At 63.5% G+C, this 19520-nt stretch carries 14 protein-coding genes; 4 read left to right on the top strand and 10 right to left on the bottom strand.

The genetic code is table 11. The features are described 5' to 3' along the window. Positions 1–166 precede the first annotated feature (166 nt). From LOY42_RS15665 to LOY42_RS15640, 6 genes are all read right to left on the bottom strand, one after another. Positions 167–934 (bottom strand): hypothetical protein, encoded by a 768-nt coding sequence (locus LOY42_RS15665; protein WP_139671500.1) that lies wholly within the window; start codon positions 932–934, stop codon positions 167–169. Between the two features lie 63 nt (positions 935–997). Continuing rightward, positions 998–2275 carry a bifunctional O-acetylhomoserine aminocarboxypropyltransferase/cysteine synthase gene (locus LOY42_RS15660; protein ID WP_102685020.1) on the bottom strand — a complete coding sequence of 426 codons (1278 nt, stop codon included), beginning with the start codon at positions 2273–2275 and terminating at the stop codon, positions 998–1000. Positions 2276–2401: 126 nt separating this feature from the next. Next, complete coding sequence (locus tag LOY42_RS15655; protein WP_139671494.1) at positions 2402–5623, bottom strand: ATP-binding protein; 3222 nt, start codon at positions 5621–5623, stop codon at positions 2402–2404. A 107-nt stretch (positions 5624–5730) separates the two neighbouring features. Further along, complete coding sequence (locus LOY42_RS15650) at positions 5731–6153, bottom strand: hypothetical protein (RefSeq protein ID WP_258598258.1); 423 nt, start codon at positions 6151–6153, stop codon at positions 5731–5733. 140 nt (positions 6154–6293) lie between these two features. Beyond that, complete coding sequence (locus LOY42_RS15645) at positions 6294–7250, bottom strand: SCO family protein (protein ID WP_139671489.1); 957 nt, start codon at positions 7248–7250, stop codon at positions 6294–6296. A 144-nt stretch (positions 7251–7394) separates the two neighbouring features. Then, a complete protein-coding gene (locus LOY42_RS15640; RefSeq protein WP_258598255.1) occupies positions 7395–10790 on the bottom strand; it encodes an Ig-like domain-containing protein in 3396 nt (1131 codons plus the stop codon). 364 nt (positions 10791–11154) lie between these two features. Here LOY42_RS15640 and LOY42_RS15635 point away from each other — a divergent pair, with 364 nt between their 5' ends. Further along, positions 11155–11895 (top strand): hypothetical protein, encoded by a 741-nt coding sequence (locus tag LOY42_RS15635; protein WP_198754863.1) that lies wholly within the window; start codon positions 11155–11157, stop codon positions 11893–11895. Positions 11896–11956: 61 nt separating this feature from the next. On the opposite strand, the gene LOY42_RS15630 is transcribed toward LOY42_RS15635, so the two are convergent. Then, positions 11957–12874, bottom strand: a complete 918-nt coding sequence (locus LOY42_RS15630) for a LysR family transcriptional regulator (protein ID WP_198754864.1) — start codon at positions 12872–12874, stop codon at positions 11957–11959. 248 nt (positions 12875–13122) lie between these two features. Between LOY42_RS15630 and LOY42_RS15625 the strand changes: the two genes are divergently transcribed. The 3 genes from LOY42_RS15625 to LOY42_RS15615 are packed head-to-tail and all read left to right on the top strand — an operon-like array spanning position 13123 to position 16707. After that, entirely contained in the window at positions 13123–14427 is a 1305-nt protein-coding gene (locus tag LOY42_RS15625; RefSeq protein WP_139671477.1) for an MFS transporter, read from the top strand. Positions 14428–14443: 16 nt separating this feature from the next. After that, positions 14444–15685, top strand: a complete 1242-nt coding sequence (locus LOY42_RS15620) for a Zn-dependent hydrolase (protein ID WP_139671474.1) — start codon at positions 14444–14446, stop codon at positions 15683–15685. Next, on the top strand, positions 15685–16707 hold the full coding sequence (locus LOY42_RS15615) for a histone deacetylase family protein (protein WP_258598250.1): 1023 nt from the start codon (positions 15685–15687) through the stop codon (positions 16705–16707). Before LOY42_RS15620 ends, LOY42_RS15615 begins: the two co-directional genes overlap by 1 nt. A 51-nt stretch (positions 16708–16758) precedes the next feature. Here the strand turns inward: LOY42_RS15615 and LOY42_RS15610 are convergent, their stop codons facing one another. From LOY42_RS15610 to LOY42_RS15600, 3 genes are all read right to left on the bottom strand, one after another. After that, the gene (locus LOY42_RS15610; RefSeq protein ID WP_177486036.1) at positions 16759–16905 is read right to left on the bottom strand and encodes a hypothetical protein; all 147 of its coding nucleotides are present in this window, start codon (positions 16903–16905) and stop codon (positions 16759–16761) included. A gap of 73 nt (positions 16906–16978) precedes the next feature. Next, entirely contained in the window at positions 16979–17251 is a 273-nt protein-coding gene (locus LOY42_RS15605) for a hypothetical protein (protein ID WP_110703826.1), read from the bottom strand. Beyond that, positions 17248–19347 (bottom strand): S-type pyocin domain-containing protein, encoded by a 2100-nt coding sequence (locus LOY42_RS15600; RefSeq protein ID WP_258598247.1) that lies wholly within the window; start codon positions 19345–19347, stop codon positions 17248–17250. Before LOY42_RS15600 ends, LOY42_RS15605 begins: the two co-directional genes overlap by 4 nt. Between the last annotated feature and the right edge of the window lie 173 nt (positions 19348–19520).

Raw genomic sequence — 19520 nt, 5'->3', positions numbered from 1 at the left:
CTTTTGTTGTTGTGGGCAAGGAATCCATGTGTCGAGCCAGTATTGTCGAGGTTTGGCGGAATGCCAGTTTGCCATCATTGAGTTTTCGAAGGGGCCCAGGCCCTGGCGCAAGACGCGGTACGGGGTATCAATGTCGGCGATACCGATGTGCCGTCGATTACGGCAGTTAGGTGCGCCCTTTCAATAGTGCTGCCAGGGCGATGGTCAGGCCAACGGCGGTCGCCATCGCAACCAGCATGGTAATGGCGACGCCCGTGTGTTCGAGCAACCCCGCCATCGCCAGATAGAACGCAATCACCCCTACCGCGCCGATGGCATTGCCCCGCACCATCGCTGCCATCCCGGCGCGGCCGCCCTGTACATGGGCGAACACCACCAACGGCCAGGCAATCACCGGGATCGGCGCCAGCATCCCGCTGGTTGCCGGCCCCAGCCAACTGGCCAGGCGGGTGGTGAGCATCAGCAGCGCGGTGGCGGACACCATGCGCAGGGGGATCTCCCAATAGCGGTGTCGAGGCCGGGCAAGCGTATCGGGCCTGGGCTCGCGGCCACTGGCGCGGATCAACACGCCGATCAGCAGCAGCGCCACGCCGACCGACAGGTACAACCCGCCCCAGTGGGTGAAGGCATAGGCCGCCAGGCCGTAGAACAGGATCGCCAGCGATACCGCCGCAGCGATGCCGAGCTTGCGCGTGGCGAACAGGTAGAACGCGTAGGTGGCCTGCACCGCCGCCAAGCCGCCCAACGCACCCGGCACCGCGCCCAGGGCGAAGGCCGTGCCTTGCTCCAGGCACAGGAAGGTCATCACCAGCGCCGAGGTGATCGGCAGGCCGGACAGCAAGCCGCCGAGCAGGCCGCCCCAGCGCCGCGAGGCAAGGGAGATGGCCCACATCAGCAGCGGGGTGACGAGGAGTTTCAGGTAGAAGAGGGTCATTGCGCGCAGTTCCGGTTCTGCAAGGGGGCGCCCGCCGTCGGCATTGGGTGGGGCGCGGGTGGATCAGCCGCGGCTGGCCTCCAGGGCCTGGGCAAGGTCGGCGATGATGTCATCGCTGTGCTCGATACCAATCGACAGGCGCACCATGTCTCGCGGCACACCGGCCTTTTCAAGCTCGTCGTCGTTGAGCTGGCGGTGGGTGGTGGAGGCGGGGTGGCAAGCCAGCGACTTGGCGTCGCCGATGTTCACCAGGCGCACCACCAGTTGCAGCGCATCGATGAAGCGCGCCCCGGCGGCCTGGCCGCCCTTGATGCCGAACGACAGGATCGAGGCCGGCTTGCCGCCGGTGTAGCGCTGGGCCAGTTGGTGCTCGGGGTGATCGGGCAGGCCTGCGTATTTCACCCAGGCCACCTGGTCGTGTTCCTGCAGGTAGCGGGCAACCTTGAACGCGTTCTCGGTATGGCGCTCCATGCGCAGGGCCAGGGTCTCCAGGCCTTGCAGGATCAGGAAGGCGTTGAACGGCGACAGCGCGGCGCCGGTGTTGCGCAGCGGCACCACGCGGCAGCGGCCGATGAAGGCGGCGGGGCCGAAGGCTTCGGTGTAGGTGACGCCGTGGTAGGACGGGTCGGGGGTATTGAGCAGGGCGAAACGTTGCGTGTGATCGGCCCAGGGGAATTTGCCCGAGTCGATGACGATGCCGCCGATGCTGGTGCCGTGGCCGCCGATGTACTTGGTCAGCGAGTGCACGACAATATCAGCGCCGTGCTCGAACGGGCGGCAGAGGATTGGCGTGGCCACGGTATTGTCGACGATCAGCGGCACGCCGTGGCGGTGGGCGGCCTCGGCCAGCGCGGCGATATCGACGATATTGCCGGCAGGGTTGCCGATGGACTCGCAGAACACTGCCTTGGTGCGTTCGTCGATCAGCGCCTCGAGGGCGGCAATGTCGTCATGGGCGGCGAAGCGGGTGGTGATGCCCTGGCGCGGCAGGGTATGGGCCAGCAGGTTGTAGGTGCCGCCGTACAGCTTGGCCACCGAGACGATATTGTCGCCGGCCTCGGCGACGGTCTGGATGGCATAGGTGATGGCGGCCATGCCCGAGGCCACTGCAAGCGCGCCAACCCCGCCTTCGAGGGCGGCCATGCGCTGTTCGAGCACATCGTTGGTGGGGTTCATTATGCGCGAGTAGATGTTGCCGGCCACCTTGAGGTCGAACAGGTCGGCGCCGTGCTGGGTGTCGTCGAAGGCGAACGAGGTGGTCTGGTAGATCGGCACGGCCACCGCCTTGGTGGTCGGGTCGGGGCTGAAGCCCGCGTGGATGGCGAGTGTTTCCAGCTTCATGCAATCGTTCCTTGAGCGTGGGGTGGAAGCGGTCGAGCATGGAGTGGGCAGTGGATGTGGGTCAAGTGCCCCGCGACGTGCATGGCCAACCCCGTTGTCAGGGCGGGCCACGCTCGGCACAGGGGCTTACGCTGTGGTTGTGTTGCTGAGTGCCAGCAGGGACTGTTTCGGCAGCAGATGCATGATCTGTTCGAATTGCTGGCGCGTGCTCCAGTCATCGTAGTCACCGATGACGTACAGCCGCTCTCGGGCGCGGGTGACCGCAACGTTGAGCAGGTTCGGCGTTTCGACCGCCCAGTCGCGTGCTCCTCGGTTGTCGGCGCTGCCACCGAGCACCAGGACGATGATCTCTGCCTCCTTGCCCTGCATGGTATGTATGGTGCCGTAGACGATCTGGCTGGGCAGGAATGTCGAGAGTTTGCTTCGCACGTCCTGAAACGGCGTAATGACGGTAATCGCGTCCTTCGTCACGCCATCGGCCTCAAGGCGTTCCAGCAGACGTTTGAGCATGATGCCTTCCTGGCGGACCCAATTGCCTGACGATGGTCCTGGAGCATGCAACCAGCCGGAGGGCAGGCTGGCCTTGGTAGCTTTCGCGGGTTCAGGCGCGCCCGTGCCATAGACCATGGCACCATCATAGGCAATGAGGTTAGCCATCTTGAACATGGGACGGTCGCAGCGACGATGGACCACCAGTGGCAAGCCTACCCAGGTTTGCGCCTCCTTTGGGCCCAGCATCTTGCCCCATCGCGTGGCAAGGTCGGCAAGGGATTGGGCAGACTGGCGATTGCAGATCCAGTGCGGATCGACCTGGTAGTGGTTTCGCATGTGCTCGAGCACGGCATCACATACCGGCACGATGGGCGGCAACTGCAGCGGATCGCCGACCAGCACGGCGCGGCGTGCACGCCACAGGGCGCCTACGGCAGCCTGTGGCGTGGCCTGGCCGGCCTCGTCCACCAGCAGCCAGCCAATTTCTTCACAGCCAAAGCTGCCGAATGAACGGGCGAACGAGGCAAAGGTGCTGCTCAGGACCGGAACCACCATGAACAGTGATGCCCAGATCGACCGGCTCAGTTCTTGGGAAATGCCCAGATACTGGCTGCCTGTCAGTTGACGGGTGATGCAGTAGAGGTTGGCGCTCAAGCGCTTCGCCTCGATCTGGAACAGGGTCTTGTGCAGGCCGAGTGCCTCGATGAACACCCGGGCCCGTGCCTGGCGCCAGCCTTTCAATTGCCAGGGCTCGAGTTTCTCGATGGCCTCCCCACGGCCAATGTCCTCCTGCGTCAGCCAGGGCAGCAGATGTTCGGCGCCCCCCGCAATGGCAAGTTGCCGAGCTGTTTCGACGTCGGTGTGCAACGCTGCCTCTGCAAGCCCAAGCTGCTGCCTGGCGGTTTCGAGCAGCAGTTGATGCGTCTGTAGCTGCTCGGCAAGACGCGCATCCTGTTTCATGGCGGTGGCGTAGTTGTCGCTGCAAAGCTGGTGGCGTTGCTGCAGGTGGGCACGTTGCGCACGCCATGTGCGACCCGCTCCCCCGAGGGTGAAAAGATTGAGCCACAAGCCGGGCCGTTGGCCAACCTGGCTGTCCAGGGCATCCAGCGCACTTCTCAGTTCATTCCGCGCCGGCAGCAGATTCGCGTGCTCGTGGTCTAGCTGGCCGGCCTTGAGTTGCTCATGGGCGCGCCAGTGAGCGTCGTGCTCGGCCTGTTGAAGGGTAAACGCCGTTCGGCGTTCACGAACGGCATCGATTCGTTGATTGATCGCCGCGATTTGTTCACACAGCGCGTCGGCTGCATCCTTGCTGGCGGTGTAGCGACGCTTTGCCGCTTTCCAGCGTGCCTGGCGCTCGCTCTCGGGGATGCTGTTGGCTGGGTTGCTCAGCCAGCCGATGAACCCCCGAGGGCCGGTCGGCTTGTCGGATACGTCGATATCCGCGGTGTAGCTGTCTTCGTGCTCAGCGAGCACGTCGGCGGTCTGCAGGTCGTTCGCGGCTTCGCTCGTTCGTGCCTTTTTCTTCTTGGGTGGTGCTTCACCGTAGAAAAACTGGCTGACGAACTGCTTGCGCTTGGTCTTGCTGCCCAATGCCGCAGAGATCAATCCCCAGGCCGGCTGATCGATCAGCAATGTGGCGATGTCAGCGAAGTAATCGATTTCGCCAAGCCAGGATGGGTCGACCTTTCCGGCCTGCGGCAGCTCCAGGGTGATGTTTTCCACCGCGCCATTGTTGCTCGAGGCTACCACGACTTCGAAACCGAACAGCTCGGGGTTCAGGCGGTAGCCTTTCTGCGGCCGCCCGCCGTCGTTGAGCTCCTCGCAACCATTGTTGAGGAAGGCTTGGGAAGCCCGGTCGAACGAGGCGAGAACATCGGCTCGGCGGGTCACCACGGCGGCGATCAGGTCGCGCAACAGTGTGGTCTTGCCCGTTCCTGGTGGACCGTTGACTCCCATGACTCCGGCACTTTCACCGAGTTCGGCCAACAGGCTGTTGACCGCCAGTTGTTGCGAGTGCACCAGGCCAAGATGCTTGTCGCTCGGCCAGCAGCCCGGTGCATGGCGATGTGGATAGAGACGTTCGATGATCGGCAGCGAGGCATGCGGCTGGTCCAGGTGCAGCCGTTGGCCTGGGGCATGTTCACGCAGGAACTGGGCGAGCGCGGTGCTGGACACGCCGCGATCCAGCGCCGAGGCGACATGGGTGAGGTCATCGAGCAGGAAGCTGTTGAGTGGATCGTCCTGAGGCGCCGGCTTCTCTGGATCGATCGGGGTGGAGCGCACCCTGTGGCGGCGGGGGGCATCGCCGAAGAATGCCTCCAGCCCCAACGCTTGAACAATCGCCTGGGTAAGCTCGTGCAACGCATCGCAGGTGACGGCTGTGCCAAGCAGCTGGCAGGCCAGTTGGCGGGCGTCGTCCTGGGCGCTGGCGAAGCCATGCTCCCACTTCCGCTCGGCAAGCACGCAACCAAGAAACCATGCTTCGCTGGACAGCACCAGGCTGTCCGGTACCAGCATGCCTTCCGCGCTGAAGCGCAGGGCGAACAGGGCCGTTTCCCGCGACTGTGGCTCGCTGTAGCCCTGGTCGGCGCCAAACCGCTCTCCCAGCGCTGTGGTCACTGCCAGGCTGTCGTAAAGGTGGGCGAACAGGCTGTGGCTCCACACGCGTTTTTCCGGCAGTTTCTGCTTGCCCACCAGGCTGCCGGGCATCCAGGGCAGCGGGTCTTCCTGGCTGCGGATGTCGTGGAAGAACGGCAGATAAATATCGTCCTCGTCACGGATGTTCAGCTTGGGTACGGGTTGAGGTTGCAACAATTCGATGGCGTGCCAGTAGCGCACGATGCTTGACGGGTTCATCGACATCCTTGAAAACGGGGCCTCGGGATCCGGGCGGTCGCTCTAGGCAAAAATGCGGCATGGGAACTGCGGCGCGTTGGCGTCCTGCCGCGCTGACAAGATGGCCTTCAGGGTAGAAGCCAGGTCGTGGTCGGAGTGGTGGCGCGCTGTATGCCGACCGCCTGGCAGTGTTCGAGAATCGGCAGGATGTAGGTGATGACCATGCGCCCAGGGTTGCCGTTGGGCTGAAGACGCGCCGCCAGGCAGACCGGACCGGCCAGTGCCGGGTCCTTGTTGGAGGCGACCGGGACCGCGTTGGAAACGCCGAAGTGCCCGTTGGCTGCGAGATAGTCCAGTGTTTGCTGGAATGCCCCACGACTGATGGTCAGGCTACTGGCCTGGGCGCCGGTGGTGATCGTCAGGTTGTCGGCACCGACCGCATCGACCTGGAAGTGAGCGTTGCTCGGCGTATGGGGTGTTTGCAGCTCCTGACCCTGCAGGCGAGTGATCAGTGCCCAAAGGGTGCTGTCGACCTGGGTGATGTATGGCATGAGAAGACTCCTTGTGATCTCGGCGAGCAGTGCGTGCACCGGACCCAATGGTGCGATGGCTGAGTGTATGCTGCGAGCTTAACGCGATTTGATGGCTTCATGATATCGCCAGCTGCCCCGCAGCGTTCCCCTGCGGTCGCTCAATGCGGTGCTTGCAAGCGCGTCGTTTCCTCTTCGAGATAGCCGACCAGCGCAGCCACCTCTGTTTCCCCCAATCGCATGTTGGGCATCGCCAACTGGTTGTACTGCGCGAACAGCAGCATTGCCAACGGGTCTTTCTCCGCGAGCATCCGATCGGGTTCCATCAGCCAGCGCTTCAACCACAGTTCGTCTCGCTGCCGGGTCACCCCCAGCAGATCCGGGCCGATGCCGTGGGTGGCGCCTGGCTCTGCGTCGCCCAGGGTATGGCATGACGAGCAGCGGGTCCTGAACAGTTGCTCGCCTTTGCTCGGCGGGCGGATGTCGGGGGCCTGGGTGTAGTCGCGGTGCTGGGCGCTGGCGGTTTTCCAGTTGTGCAGGCTGTTGGCCAGGCGGTCGGCGAGGATGTACGGGCTTTCGAAGGGCGAGGCCTTCATCCAGCGGCCGGTGGCCTGGTTGCCGATTATCAGGCTGAGGTTATGGTCCTTGCTGCGGCCATTCTCCAGGCCTTCGATGTACAGGCCCAGGCTGCGGCGCAGCTGTTCGATGTCGGCGGCCTCGCCGGTGAGCAGGGTCCAGCCGGGGCCGATGGCGAATTTTTCCGCGTAGCGCTTGAGGGTGGCGGGGGTGTCGTTGTAGGGGTCGATGCTGATCGAGTAGATGAAGATGTCCTGGCCGACGCGCTCGCCCAGCAGTTTCTGTACCTGGCGCAGGCGGGCGGTCTCCACCGGGCAGGAGTCGCCGCAACCGGTGAATATGAAATTGATGGCCACCACCTTGTCCTTGATCAGGTCGTCGAAGAAATGCACCTGGCGGCCGTCCTGGGTGAGCAGGGGGATGTTGGGGAAGTAGTCGGCGCCCCAGGGGGTGGAGGGCGTTGCGCGGGTGCTGGGGGGCAGCGACCAGGCGAGGCTGAGGGTGAGCAGCAACAGGAGCAGCAGGCGGAAGAGGCGGGGCATGGTTTTACCCTCTGGTCAGGGGCAGGCCAGGGCAGCGTGGGAGCGGGCTTGCCCCGCGAACACCGGCAGAGCCGGTGCCATGCGGTGCGTTCATCGCGGGGCAAGCCCGCTCCCACGCCAATTCCCTGTCGGGTCTTGGCGATATCAACGTATGCTCAACGGTACCGTCACGCTCTGCCCCAGCGCTGACTTGACCGTTACCGCCGGCGGCGAGGCCGGGCCGCTGCCGGTAGTGGTTACCGATAGTTTCCAGCGCGCGCCGGAACCGCTGGCGCTCAACGTCGCCAGGCCCAGGTCGAGCGGCCCGCTGGTGGTGTTGCTGGTCACCCGGATGCTGTTGCCGGCGGCCACCGAGGTGGTGCCGGACACCTCCCAGGTCCAGCGGCTGTTGCTGCGCAACTGCACCGAAGCGCTGCTGACCTGGATTTCGTCCATCGGCACGGCGGGCGAAACTGCGATGCTCACCGTGGCCGGGGCCAGGGATTCGAGGCCCTTGGCGTCGCGTGCGGCGTAGGTGAAGCTGGCGGTGAATGCCGTGGCGACGGTGGCCGGTGGGGTGTAGGTGACCTGGGTACCGTTGCTGCTGACCGTGCCCTGGCCGGAGTCGGGCTGGGCCAGGCTGCTGACGCTCAGCGGCAGGTTGCCGTCGGGGTCGGTGTCGTTGGCCAGCACGTTGAGCACGATCGGCTTGCCGGCCATGGTCGCGGCGCTGTCGTTGACCGCCACCGGCGGCTTGTTGCTGTCGTTGCCCGGGCCGCTGCTCGAGGTGCGGAAGGTCGGCAGGGCCGCGGAGTTGACGTACTCCACACCATCCCAGCCAGGCAATGGCGTCGGCATCATCTGGAACTGGCCGGGGTGCTCAAGGTCCCAGCGCAGCAGCATCGAGGTGTCTTCGTGCTGGGTGTTGTGGCAATGCTCCATGTAGGTGCCGGCGAACTCGCGGAAGCGAATGGCCATTTCCACTTCTTCCGAGGAGTCGCTGTCCGGGCCGATGCGGTAGACGTCCTTGCGCGCCCATTTTTCCCATTCCGGCGGGGCCTTGCCGTCGCGGCTGAGAATCACCCCTTCCTCGAAGTGCACATGCACCGGGTGGCTCCAGCCGTTGCCACCGTTCTTGATCTTCCACACTTCCAGGGTGCCGTCGCCGCTGAAGCCGCCGTCGGTAGCCTCGTTGGCCAGTTGCGGGGCGGCGCTGATGCGCCGTGGGTCCATGGTGTAGCCGAAGCCGCCGTCGGTCTTGATGGTCCAGGGGGTGCTGTCGGTGCCGTCGGAGCGGCCGAAGATGAACTCGCGGTGGCGGGCGGCCTTGATCTTGACCTGGTCACTGGCGCTGTTGCGGTCGATCGGCAGGGGAATCATCACCAGGCCAGCAGCCTTGCCGGGCTTGGCCGGTTCATACAGGCTTGGGTCCATGCTGAGGTCCTGGCCGGCGTAGGGCTGCACGATCAGTTGCATGAACTTGCCGACCACCGGGTCGCCGCCATCCCATTCCGGGCCGTTGCTGGTCTGCTTGATCACGGGCTTGTACTTGCCCGACAGCACGTCGGCCAGGGCGATGGGTTGTTTCGGGCCCTTGCCGGTCTCGTGTTCCATGAGGTTGACGAAGTAAAGCTTGTCGCCGACCTTGATCCCGTTCCTGGCGAAATTGATGATGATGTCGTAGCGCTCGGCGATGCCCTGCAGCGGCAGGATGGCGTTGTTGTCCTGCAGGCTGCCGTCGCCGTTGAGGTCGAGGGTGCCGTCGAACGGCACGGCGTGTTCCATGATATTGCCGTCGTTGGCGATCATGTGGAACGGCACGCGGGCATAGGAGACGTTGGAGCCGCTCGGGCCTTTGAATTCGCCGCTGTTGCCGGCGATTTCACGCACCACGGCAAACTTGAAGTAGCGCGACACCGAGCCGTTGAGAATGCGGAAACGATAGCTGCGCGCGCGCACCTTGAGCTTGGGCTGGTACTGCCAGTTGACCAGGATCTGGTCGCCGAGGAAGCCGTCGGTGTTGAACGGGTTGAACCACAACTGGCCGTTGGCGTCCCAGGCCTTGTCGGCGATGACCAGGTTGACGTCGTAGTCGCGGTTACCCCATGGCATCGCCGCGCCGCTGGGGAAGCGCAGGTTGACGCCGTCCTGCAGGGCTTCGTTGCCACGGTCGATGGCCGAGTAGTAGTTCATCATCACCGCGTTGCCCTTGTAGACGTTCTGCGCGGTGAAATCGAGCATGTGGTCGTGGAACCAGTGGGTGCTCATGGTCTCGCGCCAATCACCGCGGATCTTGATGCTGCCGTTCTCACAGGTCTTGAGGCCTGGGGACGCGTCGTTGACGTACAGGGTTTCGCCCGGCGCGCAGGGGAAGGCAGCGCGCGGGTCCTGGGCGCGGGTGTTGATGGTGTCGTAGCCGGCCAGCTGGATCGGCCAACGGTAGTCATAGTATTGGCCGGGGAAGAAGTAGGCGTTGGCGAAACCGTCGCTCTCGGCCGGCGAGTGGCCGTTGTGCTCGTGGGTGGAGATGGTGTGCAGACCGAAGCCGTTGTTGGCCGAGGGGTCGATCGGCAGGGCGTTGTAGTGACGCATCAGCACCGGCTGGCCATAGCGCACCATCAGCAGCTTGACCGGGAAGGTGCCGTCGAAGGTCCATAACGCCTTGTGGCCCTGCAGGGGCATTTTCGGGTGGAAGCGGGTATCGATACCCTTGGTGGTGCCCAGGGTGGTGGGGATGTCGGAGGTCTGGTAGTACAGTCCGCCCGGGGCGAATTCGCCCTTGGCGTAGTTGTGCAGTTGCTTGCGGTCACGCAAACCCTGGTTGATGCGTGCGCCGGCCTGCGCGGTCTTGAATGCGGCCTGTGGGTAGAACTCGTTCCAGCGCTGGTGCGACCAGCCCTTTCCTGGTGGGCGGCCCTCGGCGGGAGAGCCGACCCCGCTGCGGTTGAGGAACATCTCGATCTGCGCCTTCCACGGGTTGCGGTCGAGCACGTTGGCGTACTGCGACGGGAACGGTGTCAGCCCCGGTTGGGTGAGGAACGCCTCCAGGGCATTGCCGTTGGGGCTGCTGCGCGCGGCGTAGTCTGGGTCCTGCGCGGGCGCGGCACCGATCACCGGGGGCGGGAAGGTCAGGCTGTAGGGCGGGGTGGCCGGGTCGAGTTTCTCTGGGCCGAATTCTTCGAACAGCAGCAGCTGCTGGGTAAAGGGTTCGGCGCCGAACAATGGGCTGGGCTTGCCGTTGGTGGGGTATTTGCGTGAGGTCTGCTGCGCCGGGGGCAGGGCATTGTTGCTGGTCACCGTGGCGCGGGTGCCGTAGACCCCGTTGCTCAGTTCGAGCGAGCCTTCGTTGGCCTCGGGCATGTTCTTCAAGGCCTCCAGCGCCGCCGCCTGGGCTACCGGATCGGCGGCCGGGTCGCTGAAGGCGGAAGGGTCGGTGGGCGGTGGTTGGCTCACGTCGTCAAGCGACCCAGCGAACACGTTGGCCATCCCCAGGCTGAGCAGCAGCGCCGTGAGGGAGGACAACCTGAACACCTGGGTCGATGTTGCAACTGGTTTCTTCATTGCCGTATGCCCCGTGTTGTGCAGGTTGGCATCTGTTGCCACTGCGATAAGTGGCGATGTGCCTTGAACAGGGGTCAGCAACCGCTGTGCCAATCGGCAAATGGCTAAACGCCACGTGTTTCAAGATGTTGCAGAAGTGCGAATGAGACACGCTCGGGCAACTGCCACAAACCTGGGGATAGACACCCAGGGCTGGGTGGGGAATGCTCCCCACTTCACGAACACCAGGTAGGCTAGGCTCCTGTCGCGGGCTTGCCCCGCGACAGTGTCGCCACAGGCAGCCAGGCCTTGCCCGAAACCGGTGTTCTTGGCACCCTTGCCTGCCTTGCGTCTCGTCACGCCCATCAAACAAGGAACCTTCAAGGTGAGTTGGGAGAAAGTCGGTAAATCCCTGGTGGGCCTGCTGGCCCTGGTTGCCGTCGGCGCCACGCTCTATGCGGTGCTGCACGACGACGACCGCCTGCAGGCGCGCCTGACCTACGCCCATCTCACCTACCCGGGCCAGTTCAACGAGCGCATCAGCCAGGCCAACGACCTGCTCAAGTACGAGCGGCTGCATTCCCAGATCAGCGAGATCGGCGCAGGCGCCCTCAGCCACCCGCAGATCGACAAGCTGGTCGACCTGGCCCAGGCGCCGTACCTGCACCTGTTCGCCAGGCCCTTCGAGGCCGGTTTGGTGGACCATCGCACCGGTCTGCTGATCGAGCTGTACAACCCAGCAGGGGTGCCACTGAAGGCCGTGCACATCCGTCTGCCGGCCAAGGGCCTGGTCCAGGTGCGCGATGCGGCCGGCAACGACACGCTGGTGCCGACGTCGACCAGCAGCATCGACCTGCCGGCCATCGACGGGGTGAGCGAGAGCAAGGTCTGGGTGTACTTCGATGCCGACTTTTCGCAGATCCGCCAGGGTGGGATCAGCATTCGCGATGCCGATGGCAGTGCCGATATCCAGGTGGTTCGTGAAGTGACGGGGTTCCCGGCGCTGCTGGCGCGCTACAGCCAGGTGGTGGTGGCGGTGTTCGCCACGCTGGGGCTGGGGTTGCTGGCGCTGGCGTATATCTGGTTGGGGCGGGCGCGGGTCACCGGGGTGTCGCATAGCCTGTAGGCGATGAACCGCGAACCTGGCAAGTCTACCGCTCGGCTGCTGATCGCCTACAGGATTGCAGCTAGATCACAGGCGTGGCGGCCGACAGCAAGGCGTCGATGAACAGGCTTTCTGCTCGACTCATACGCTGGTCCTTGTTCCACAACAGGTGGATGTCGACGTCGGCGATGCCCTCCTGCGGCGGCAGTTTCCACAACAGCCCCGCGTCGACATCCGGCGCCACCACATGCTCGGGCAGGCAGCCGATGCCGAAGCCGGCGATCACCAGGCGGCGCACCTCTTCCAGGCTCGGCGACGAGGCGACGATGCGCCCGGCGAAGCCCTGCTGGTCGCGGAAGATGGTCAGCGGCGAGAGCATGCCGCCAATCTGGTCGCTGGTGAAACTGACGAAATTCTCCCGCTGCAGGTCGCCTTCGGCCTGGCCGAACAGCGCGTGGTGCTTGCCGCAAAAGAACGCGTAGCGCTGGCGCAGGAACAACCGCTGCTCCAGCCGTGGCTGGGGCCGGCGGTTGAGGCTGAGGCCGGCGGTGGCGGTTTTTTCCTGCAGGGCGGCGACGATGTCGGAGCTGCGCATCACGTCGATCTCCAGCTCTACCCGCGGGTGCTGGCGGTGGAAGTCGGCGAGGAAGTCGTCGAAGCGTTCGCTGACGATACGGCTGATCATCAGCAGGCGCACCTTGCCTACCAGTTCGTCTGCCGGCTGCTCCAGCAGGCCGCCGATCTGCGACATCTGCCCGTACACCTCGCCGGCCAGCTGGAACAGCTGCTCGCCCACCTCGGTCAGCACGAAGCGCGGTCCACGGCGGGCGATGAGCTGGCGCCCGAGTTGCTCTTCAAGGCGCTTGAGCGCCTGGCTTACGGCGGGCTGGGTAAGGTGCAGGCGGGCGGCGGCGCGGCTGATCGACAGTTCCTGGCCGATGACGCGGAAGGTGCGCAGCAGGTTCCAGTCGAGGCGGTCGTTGAGCAGGCGGTCGGGCATGGTCGGGCTCGATGATAAGCGTGGTTAATAATTCGAATAATAAATAGAAAATTGAATTATAGGCGCCCGCGATGAATGATCTCCAGCAGTGCGGGCCTCATCGCGGGGCAAGCCCGCTCCCACAGGTGTCTCCAGGTCATGATGGAGACGGGAGCGGGCTTGCCCCGCGATAAGGCCGCCCAGGCGCCGCCAGAGCGCCACCGTGACCCGACAACTCCTGCCAGAAAAACAACCAAAGGAGCCACCCCATGAAGCCCGCCGCTTCGCCCCAACCGCGCCGTGCCGCCGCCGCCGCGTTCATCGGCACCATGATCGAGTGGTACGACTTCTACATCTATGCCACCGCCGCCGCGCTGGTGTTCGGTGCCTTGTTCTTCCCCTCGGACAACAGCCTGTTCAGCACCATGGCTGCTTTCGGCACCTTTGCCGTGGGCTTCTTCGCCCGGCCCTTGGGCGGCATCATCTTCGGCCATATCGGCGACCGTATCGGGCGCAAGAAATCGCTGATCATCACCTTGCTGATGATGGGCGTGGTCACCGTCGCCATCGGCCTGCTGCCGACCTACGCGCAGATCGGCGCCAGCGCGCCGGTGCTGCTGGTCCTGTTGCGCGTGGTCCAGGGCATCGCCGTGGGTGGCGAGTGGGGTGGGGCGGTACTGATGGCCGGGGAGCATGCGCCCAAGGGCCGGCGCAACTTCTTCGCCTCGTTCGCCCAGCTGGGTAGCCCGGCAGGACTGATCCTGTCGCTGCTGGCGTTCAGCGCGGTCACCCGCCTGCCGGAAGAAGACCTGATGAGCTGGGGCTGGCGCGTGCCGTTCCTGGCCAGCGCGCTGTTGCTGCTGGTGGGCCTGGCAATCCGCCTGGGGGTCAACGAGTCGCCCGAGTTCCTCGCCAGCCGCGAGCACGCCGAACAGGCCCGGCGCAAGGAGCAGGCACCAGTGCTGGAAGTGCTGCGCAGCGCCTGGCGGCCGCTGCTGCTGTGCATCGGCGCCAACACCCTGGGGATCGCCGGGGTCTATTTCACCAATACCTTCATGATCAGCTACACCACCCAGCAGTTGCACCTGGAGCGTTCGCTGATCCTCGAATGCCTGTTCTTCGTGGCGATCATCCAGTTCTGCGTGCAGCCGTTGGCGGCGTGGCTGTCGGAGCGGCTCGGCGCCACGCGCTTCCTGGCCCTGATGGCGCTGCTGGCGATGGCCTCGCCGTACCCGATGTTCGTGTTGGTGAGCAGCGGCGAAGGCCCGCTGATCGTGCTCGGCATCGCCCTGGCGGCGGCGTGCATGGCGTCGTTCTACGCCGTGATCGCAGGCTACGTCAGCGGCATGTTCGCCACCCGCGTGCGCTACACCGCCATCTCCCTGGCCTATCAGGTGTGTGGCGCCATCGCCGGTGGCCTGACCCCGCTGATCGGCACCTGGTTGGCCCACAGCTTCAGCGGCCAATGGTGGCCGATGGCGGTCTTCTACAGCTTGATCGCCTGCACTTCCCTGGTCTGCGTGCTGGCGCTGGCGCGCCGCTACGCCCTTGGCCGGCAGCTCGAGCTGGCCTGAATCTGGAGTATCCGCAATGTTGAAAAGCAATGGCGATCGCCTGTGGGCGAGCCTGATGGCCATGGCCGAGATCGGCGCCACCGCCCGTGGCGGCAGCTGCCGCCTGGCCCTGAGCGACGAGGACAAGGCCGGGCGTGAATTGTTCGACCGCTGGTGCCGCGAGGCCGGGCTGAGCCTGAGCGTGGACGCCATCGGCAACCTGTTCGCCCGCCGCGAAGGCAGCGACCCGCATGCCGCGCCGGTGATGATGGGCAGCCACCTGGACACCCAGCCCGAAGGCGGGCGTTTCGACGGCGTCTACGGCGTGCTGGCCGGGCTGGAAGTGGTGCGCCGCCTGAACGACCTGGGTATCCGTACCCGCAAGCCGCTGGAGATCGCGGTGTGGACCAACGAGGAGGGCGCCCGCTTTACCCCGGCCATGTTCGGTTCGGCGGTGTTCACCGGCACCTTGCCGCTGGCCCAGGCCCTGGCGATCCGCGATGCCGACGGCATCAGCGTCGCCGATGAACTGGCGCGCACGGGTTATGCCGGCCAACGCCCGCTGGGCGGCAAGGTGGACGCCTATTTCGAGGCGCATATCGAGCAGGGCCCGATCCTCGAGGACAACGCCAGGAGCATCGGTGTGGTCAGCGGCGGCCAGGCGATCCGCTGGCTCGACGTGACTGTCGAGGGCATGGCCGCGCATGCCGGCACCACGCCGATGAAGTTGCGCAAGGACGCCTTGTACGGCGTGGCACGGATGATCCAGGCCATCGAACAGCTGGCCAGCGACTTCGCCCCCGAGGGCCTGACCACAGTGGGTGAGCTGAGCATCGCCAAGTCGTCGCGCAACACCATCCCCGGCCAGGTGCGCTTCACCCTCGACCTGCGCCACCACCGCGACGAGGCCATCGACGCCATGGAGCGCGATATCAGCCTGCAGTTGCAGGCCATCGCCGGCCAGCGTGGCCTGGCGGTGCGCATCGAGCGCCACTGGGTCAGCCCGGCCACGCCGTTCGACGCCGACTGCGTGGCCGCCGTGCAGCAGGCGGTGGATGGCCTGGGCTACAGCCAGCAGTCCATCGTCAGCGGCGCCGGCCATGACGCGATCCTGCTGGCGCGCTACTGCCCCACGGCGATGGTGTTCATCCCCTGCGTCGGTGGGCTGAGCCACAACGAGGCTGAGGATGTGCTGCCCGAGGATGCCCGCCAGGGCGCCGATGTATTGCTCAACGCCGTGCTGGCCCGTGCCGGCCAGGTTGTCGAAGGAGAAGCCTGATGCGCTGCTATTTCCACCCTGAACAATTGTTCCACCATCCGCGCAGCTACTATTCGCGCGGCGCCATGCGCACCCCGCAGGAAGTCCCCGAACGCGCCCAGCGTCTGCTGCAGGCCGCCAAGGCCCTTGGCTTCGATATCCGCAAACCCGAGGATGCCGGCCTGGCACCGCTCAAGGCAGTGCATGGCGAGGCCTACCTCGCCTTCCTCGAAGAAGCCCATGCGCGTTGGAAGGAGGTGCCCGAGGACTGGGGCGACGAGGTGATGTCCAACATCTTCGTCCGCGAACCCAACGCCCTGCGCGGTATTCTTGCCCAGGCCGGCCGCTACCTGGCCGATGGCAGCTGCCCGGTGGGCGAGCATACCTGGCGCTCCGCCTACTGGTCGGCACAGAGCGCCGTCGCCGGGGCCCAGGCCATCCTTGACGGCGAACCCGCCGCCTATGCCCTGTGTCGTCCGCCGGGGCACCATGCCCGGTACGATGCCGCCGGTGGCTTCTGCTACCTCAATAACGCCGCCGTCGCGGCCCAGGTGTTGCGCGGCCGCTATCAGCGCGTGGCGATCCTGGATACCGACATGCACCACGGGCAGGGCATCCAGGAGATTTTCTACGAGCGGGACGACGTGCTGTACGTCTCGGTGCATGGTGACCCGACCAATTTCTATCCAGGAGTGGCGGGCTTTGCCGACGAGCGCGGTAGCGGAGCAGGAGAGGGCTGCAATCTCAACCTGCCGATGGCCCACGGGGCGAGTGAAGCGGACTTCATGGCGCAGCTGGAGGTTGCGTTGCAAGCGCTGAAGGACTTCGGCGCCGAGGTGCTGGTACTTTCGCTGGGCTTCGATATCTACGAGCTGGACCCGCAGAGCAAGGTGGCGGTGACTACCGAAGGGTTCGCCCGGCTGGGTGAACAGATTCGTGGGTTGCGTGTGCCGTGCCTGATTGTGCAGGAGGGCGGGTATCACCTGGAGAGCCTGGAAGCGAATGCGCGGGCGTTCTTCGGCGAAGAGCGCGATTGGCGTTAAACCTGTCGAGGGGCAAGCCCGCTCCCTCGATTGTGGGGGCGGAGCTAGTGATTAAGTGTCCGTGGAGCGCACAGCACGCCAATGTTGGGGCAGTTCGGCGTCGGTCAGCAGGTAGTCGAACTGATCAAGGTCGTAGCCGGCAGATACACCCACCAGCACGGCGTCATGTATGCGGATGAGGTTTGGATAACCGAGCATCACATCACCAGAACCTGAAAGGGCTTGGCTGTGCTCACCATGAGCCGCGTGCGGCCCATGGTCTGCTTACTAATTAAGGTGCGAGCTTGTATTTTTTTTCGGTCAGGAATTGAGGCTCTCGCCAGTGGGGCCCTTTTACATATGCTTTTCCGGAAAAGCTGATAAGCCCCTCTGATATCATGTGGTTTATCAGGAGGATCAATGACGTATTGTCGCTGAGGAAAGGCCAGTCGCTGCTGCTATACAGCCTGTCGAGCTGGGGGTGTGATATCCCTTGGTCTGTGGCTAAAAACAAGATTACATCCTGCGGCACTTCGTTTTTTACTATGTCTTTTATAGTGTTCATTTATATTTTCTTGCCAGTTGTTTGTCGTCGGCTTCCAATGCTTCTGGAGTGTAGAGTAGATCTGCAGATGCGCCAAGCTGGAAGTCTTCTAATGTGGCCGTGTGGGCATTGTTCCAAGTGACCCCGTTATCGTTGGGTTGGACGCCATCAGGGATTCCAATTGCTCGGTATCGCTCAAGTTCTCGAAGCTCGTGAGTGTAAAAACGCTTGTCAGTATCGGTAATGTCGGTGAGTCCATTCAATATTCTTTCGAGCCGATGGATCATGGTGGTGTTTGCATCTGACTGTTCGAAGCGACTGGTGTGCAGCTTAATAAGGTCGATTCCTTCAGTGGTTATAATAGCCGTTCTCCAGTCGGCATTTATGATGGGGCCACCTATTTGGTCTGACTGGTACGAGCGGCCCGTAAAAGCTCCTATAGTGTCGCCGGGATAAGGGCTGTTGAAAACAATGTATAGTGGAGGAAATCCCGTTTCTATCGGGAAGCAGTAAATGCAGTCACGGATATGCTGGATGTCAGACGCAGGTAGTGTATATGCATTGCTTTCGACAGGTTGTAGGGATACTCCCCGATAGATAGATGGCAGAGGCGCTATCGCAGGACTTTTGGTCGAATGGTCTGCTGGCCGGACTATCGGGAAGCTGAGGGTTACAGGTGGACTGTCTGTCGATGTGAAGCGGTAGCTGGCACTCGCTTCATCAAAAGAAAGAGCGCGTACAGGGACATCTCTTGAAGTGCCGGGCGACGAAGTGGATACCAGTGCATAGCCACTGCGTTGGCCATGGATCCTGTATGGAAGAGCGATACTGCCATTCGCCGCTGCGATCTGCTGCAAGTTGTCGGGTAGTTCCGGCAACAAGGTGCTGGCTGCAAGGCCCAGCGCTACTTCCGACGGCAATTCACCGTTACCGAGTGCGGGGGAGTACACCAGTGCCCCAATACCGACCGCAAACACTCGGTTGGCTACGACCTCCAGTCCTCCCTTGAGAAGCTGAATGGCTTGGCGAATTGCCGACTCTAGCGTGAATTCAATATTGGAAAGGGTGGCGGTGGTCGTCAACTGAGGGCCACCGGAAATGGCAAGGGTAAGGGTATTCGCTTTGGCTTCTACGTTTTTGCCAAACGTGCGTTCGGCTTCGGCGGCGATACGCTCGGCCTCTGCGCGTGCGGCGGCTTCGGCGGCGATACGCTCGGCCTCTGCGCGTGCGGCGGCTTCGGCGGCGATACGCTCGGCCTCTGCGCGTGCGGCGGCTTCGGCGGCGATACGCTCGGCTTCTGCGTGTGCGGCAGCTTCGGCGGCGATACGCTCGGCCTCTGCGCGAGCGGCGGCTTCGGCGGCGATACGTTCGGCTTCTGCGCGAGCGGCGGCTTCGGCGGCGATACGTTCGGCTTCTGCGCGTGCGGCGGTTTCTACGGCGATGCGTTCGGCTTCTGCGTGAGCGGCGGCAGCGCGTTCAGCTTCAATTCGAGTGTTCGCAATCAGCGTCGACAGTGCTGCGATCCTTGTTTCGAGCAAGCTGATAGAGCGGGTGAGCAGGATGCTCATATGGGCGGCGCTCAGGGATTCGATGAACGACGCATAAACAGCGCTGGGACGGCTGCCGTGCCGTTTTTGCATGCGATTGACAAAGTTAATGGCATGACGTTTCTTGTTGGTCGTATCGATAGGTTGGCCGAGAAATCGGGCTTCTAGCGTTCTGCTTTCAAGCAAGGCATGTCGTTTGCTGACGGTCAGTTTATAGAGGGCATCCAGTTGCCGTTCCATATGCCAGATGTCAAAATTTCCTGACGGTGCAATGGCCTGTATTTCACTATCCAGTGCAGCTTCAAGGTGTGCCTGGTAGCGTGCGTATTGTTCTTCTGTTTTTAATTGTGCCGATATGAAGATGTTTACGAGTAAAGGAACTTTCTCCAAGGTATAAAGCGTGCCGAGTTTGTCGATGTCATGGGGTGCATGTATTGCAGGGACCCCTTGTTTCCAATTTTTTGGCGCTGTGAAAACGGGTTGGCTCAGAGGCGGTAGAGTATGATGCCCTAGAGAAGGCAACGGATCGGGAGTTACCCATTGAGCGGGCAATGTGACGGTGTTTGGCATGGTGATCTCCCTAGGCTGGCTCCGAAAATGGAGCGGGTTAGAGAGTGTTCAGCTTTCAAAAGGACTCGTTAATCTGGAAGTACTGGCCCATGAAACGCAGGCGCCATTGGCCTGTAAGCAAGGTCAGTTTTTTATGGAATTAATGCACTGTAGTGATCAGTCGTTAGTTCCAT

The sequence above is a fragment of the Pseudomonas sp. B21-023 genome (assembly GCF_024749165.1).
Lineage (GTDB): Bacteria > Pseudomonadota > Gammaproteobacteria > Pseudomonadales > Pseudomonadaceae > Aquipseudomonas.
Note: the sequence above shows the minus strand (reverse complement) of the source record. Positions and strands in the feature narration are given on the sequence as shown.

Bases quoted from the DNA above. Each gene is read 5' to 3' on its own strand.
- LOY42_RS15640 (WP_258598255.1), bottom strand. From the start codon at position 10,790: ATGAAGAAACCAGTTGCAACATCGACCCAGGTGTTCAGGTTGTCCTCC.
- LOY42_RS15630 (WP_198754864.1), bottom strand. From the start codon at position 12,874: ATGCCCGACCGCCTGCTCAACGACCGCCTCGACTGGAACCTGCTGCGC.
- LOY42_RS15600 (WP_258598247.1), bottom strand. From the start codon at position 19,347: ATGCCAAACACCGTCACATTGCCCGCTCAATGGGTAACTCCCGATCCG.
- LOY42_RS15650 (WP_258598258.1), bottom strand. From the start codon at position 6,153: ATGCCATACATCACCCAGGTCGACAGCACCCTTTGGGCACTGATCACT.
- LOY42_RS15655 (WP_139671494.1), bottom strand. From the start codon at position 5,623: ATGAACCCGTCAAGCATCGTGCGCTACTGGCACGCCATCGAATTGTTG.
- LOY42_RS15645 (WP_139671489.1), bottom strand. From the start codon at position 7,250: ATGCCCCGCCTCTTCCGCCTGCTGCTCCTGTTGCTGCTCACCCTCAGC.
- LOY42_RS15615 (WP_258598250.1), top strand. From the start codon at position 15,685: ATGCGCTGCTATTTCCACCCTGAACAATTGTTCCACCATCCGCGCAGC.
- LOY42_RS15610 (WP_177486036.1), bottom strand. From the start codon at position 16,905: ATGCTCGGTTATCCAAACCTCATCCGCATACATGACGCCGTGCTGGTG.
- LOY42_RS15605 (WP_110703826.1), bottom strand. From the start codon at position 17,251: ATGAACACTATAAAAGACATAGTAAAAAACGAAGTGCCGCAGGATGTA.
- LOY42_RS15665 (WP_139671500.1), bottom strand. From the start codon at position 934: ATGACCCTCTTCTACCTGAAACTCCTCGTCACCCCGCTGCTGATGTGG.
- LOY42_RS15620 (WP_139671474.1), top strand. From the start codon at position 14,444: ATGTTGAAAAGCAATGGCGATCGCCTGTGGGCGAGCCTGATGGCCATG.
- LOY42_RS15625 (WP_139671477.1), top strand. From the start codon at position 13,123: ATGAAGCCCGCCGCTTCGCCCCAACCGCGCCGTGCCGCCGCCGCCGCG.
- LOY42_RS15660 (WP_102685020.1), bottom strand. From the start codon at position 2,275: ATGAAGCTGGAAACACTCGCCATCCACGCGGGCTTCAGCCCCGACCCG.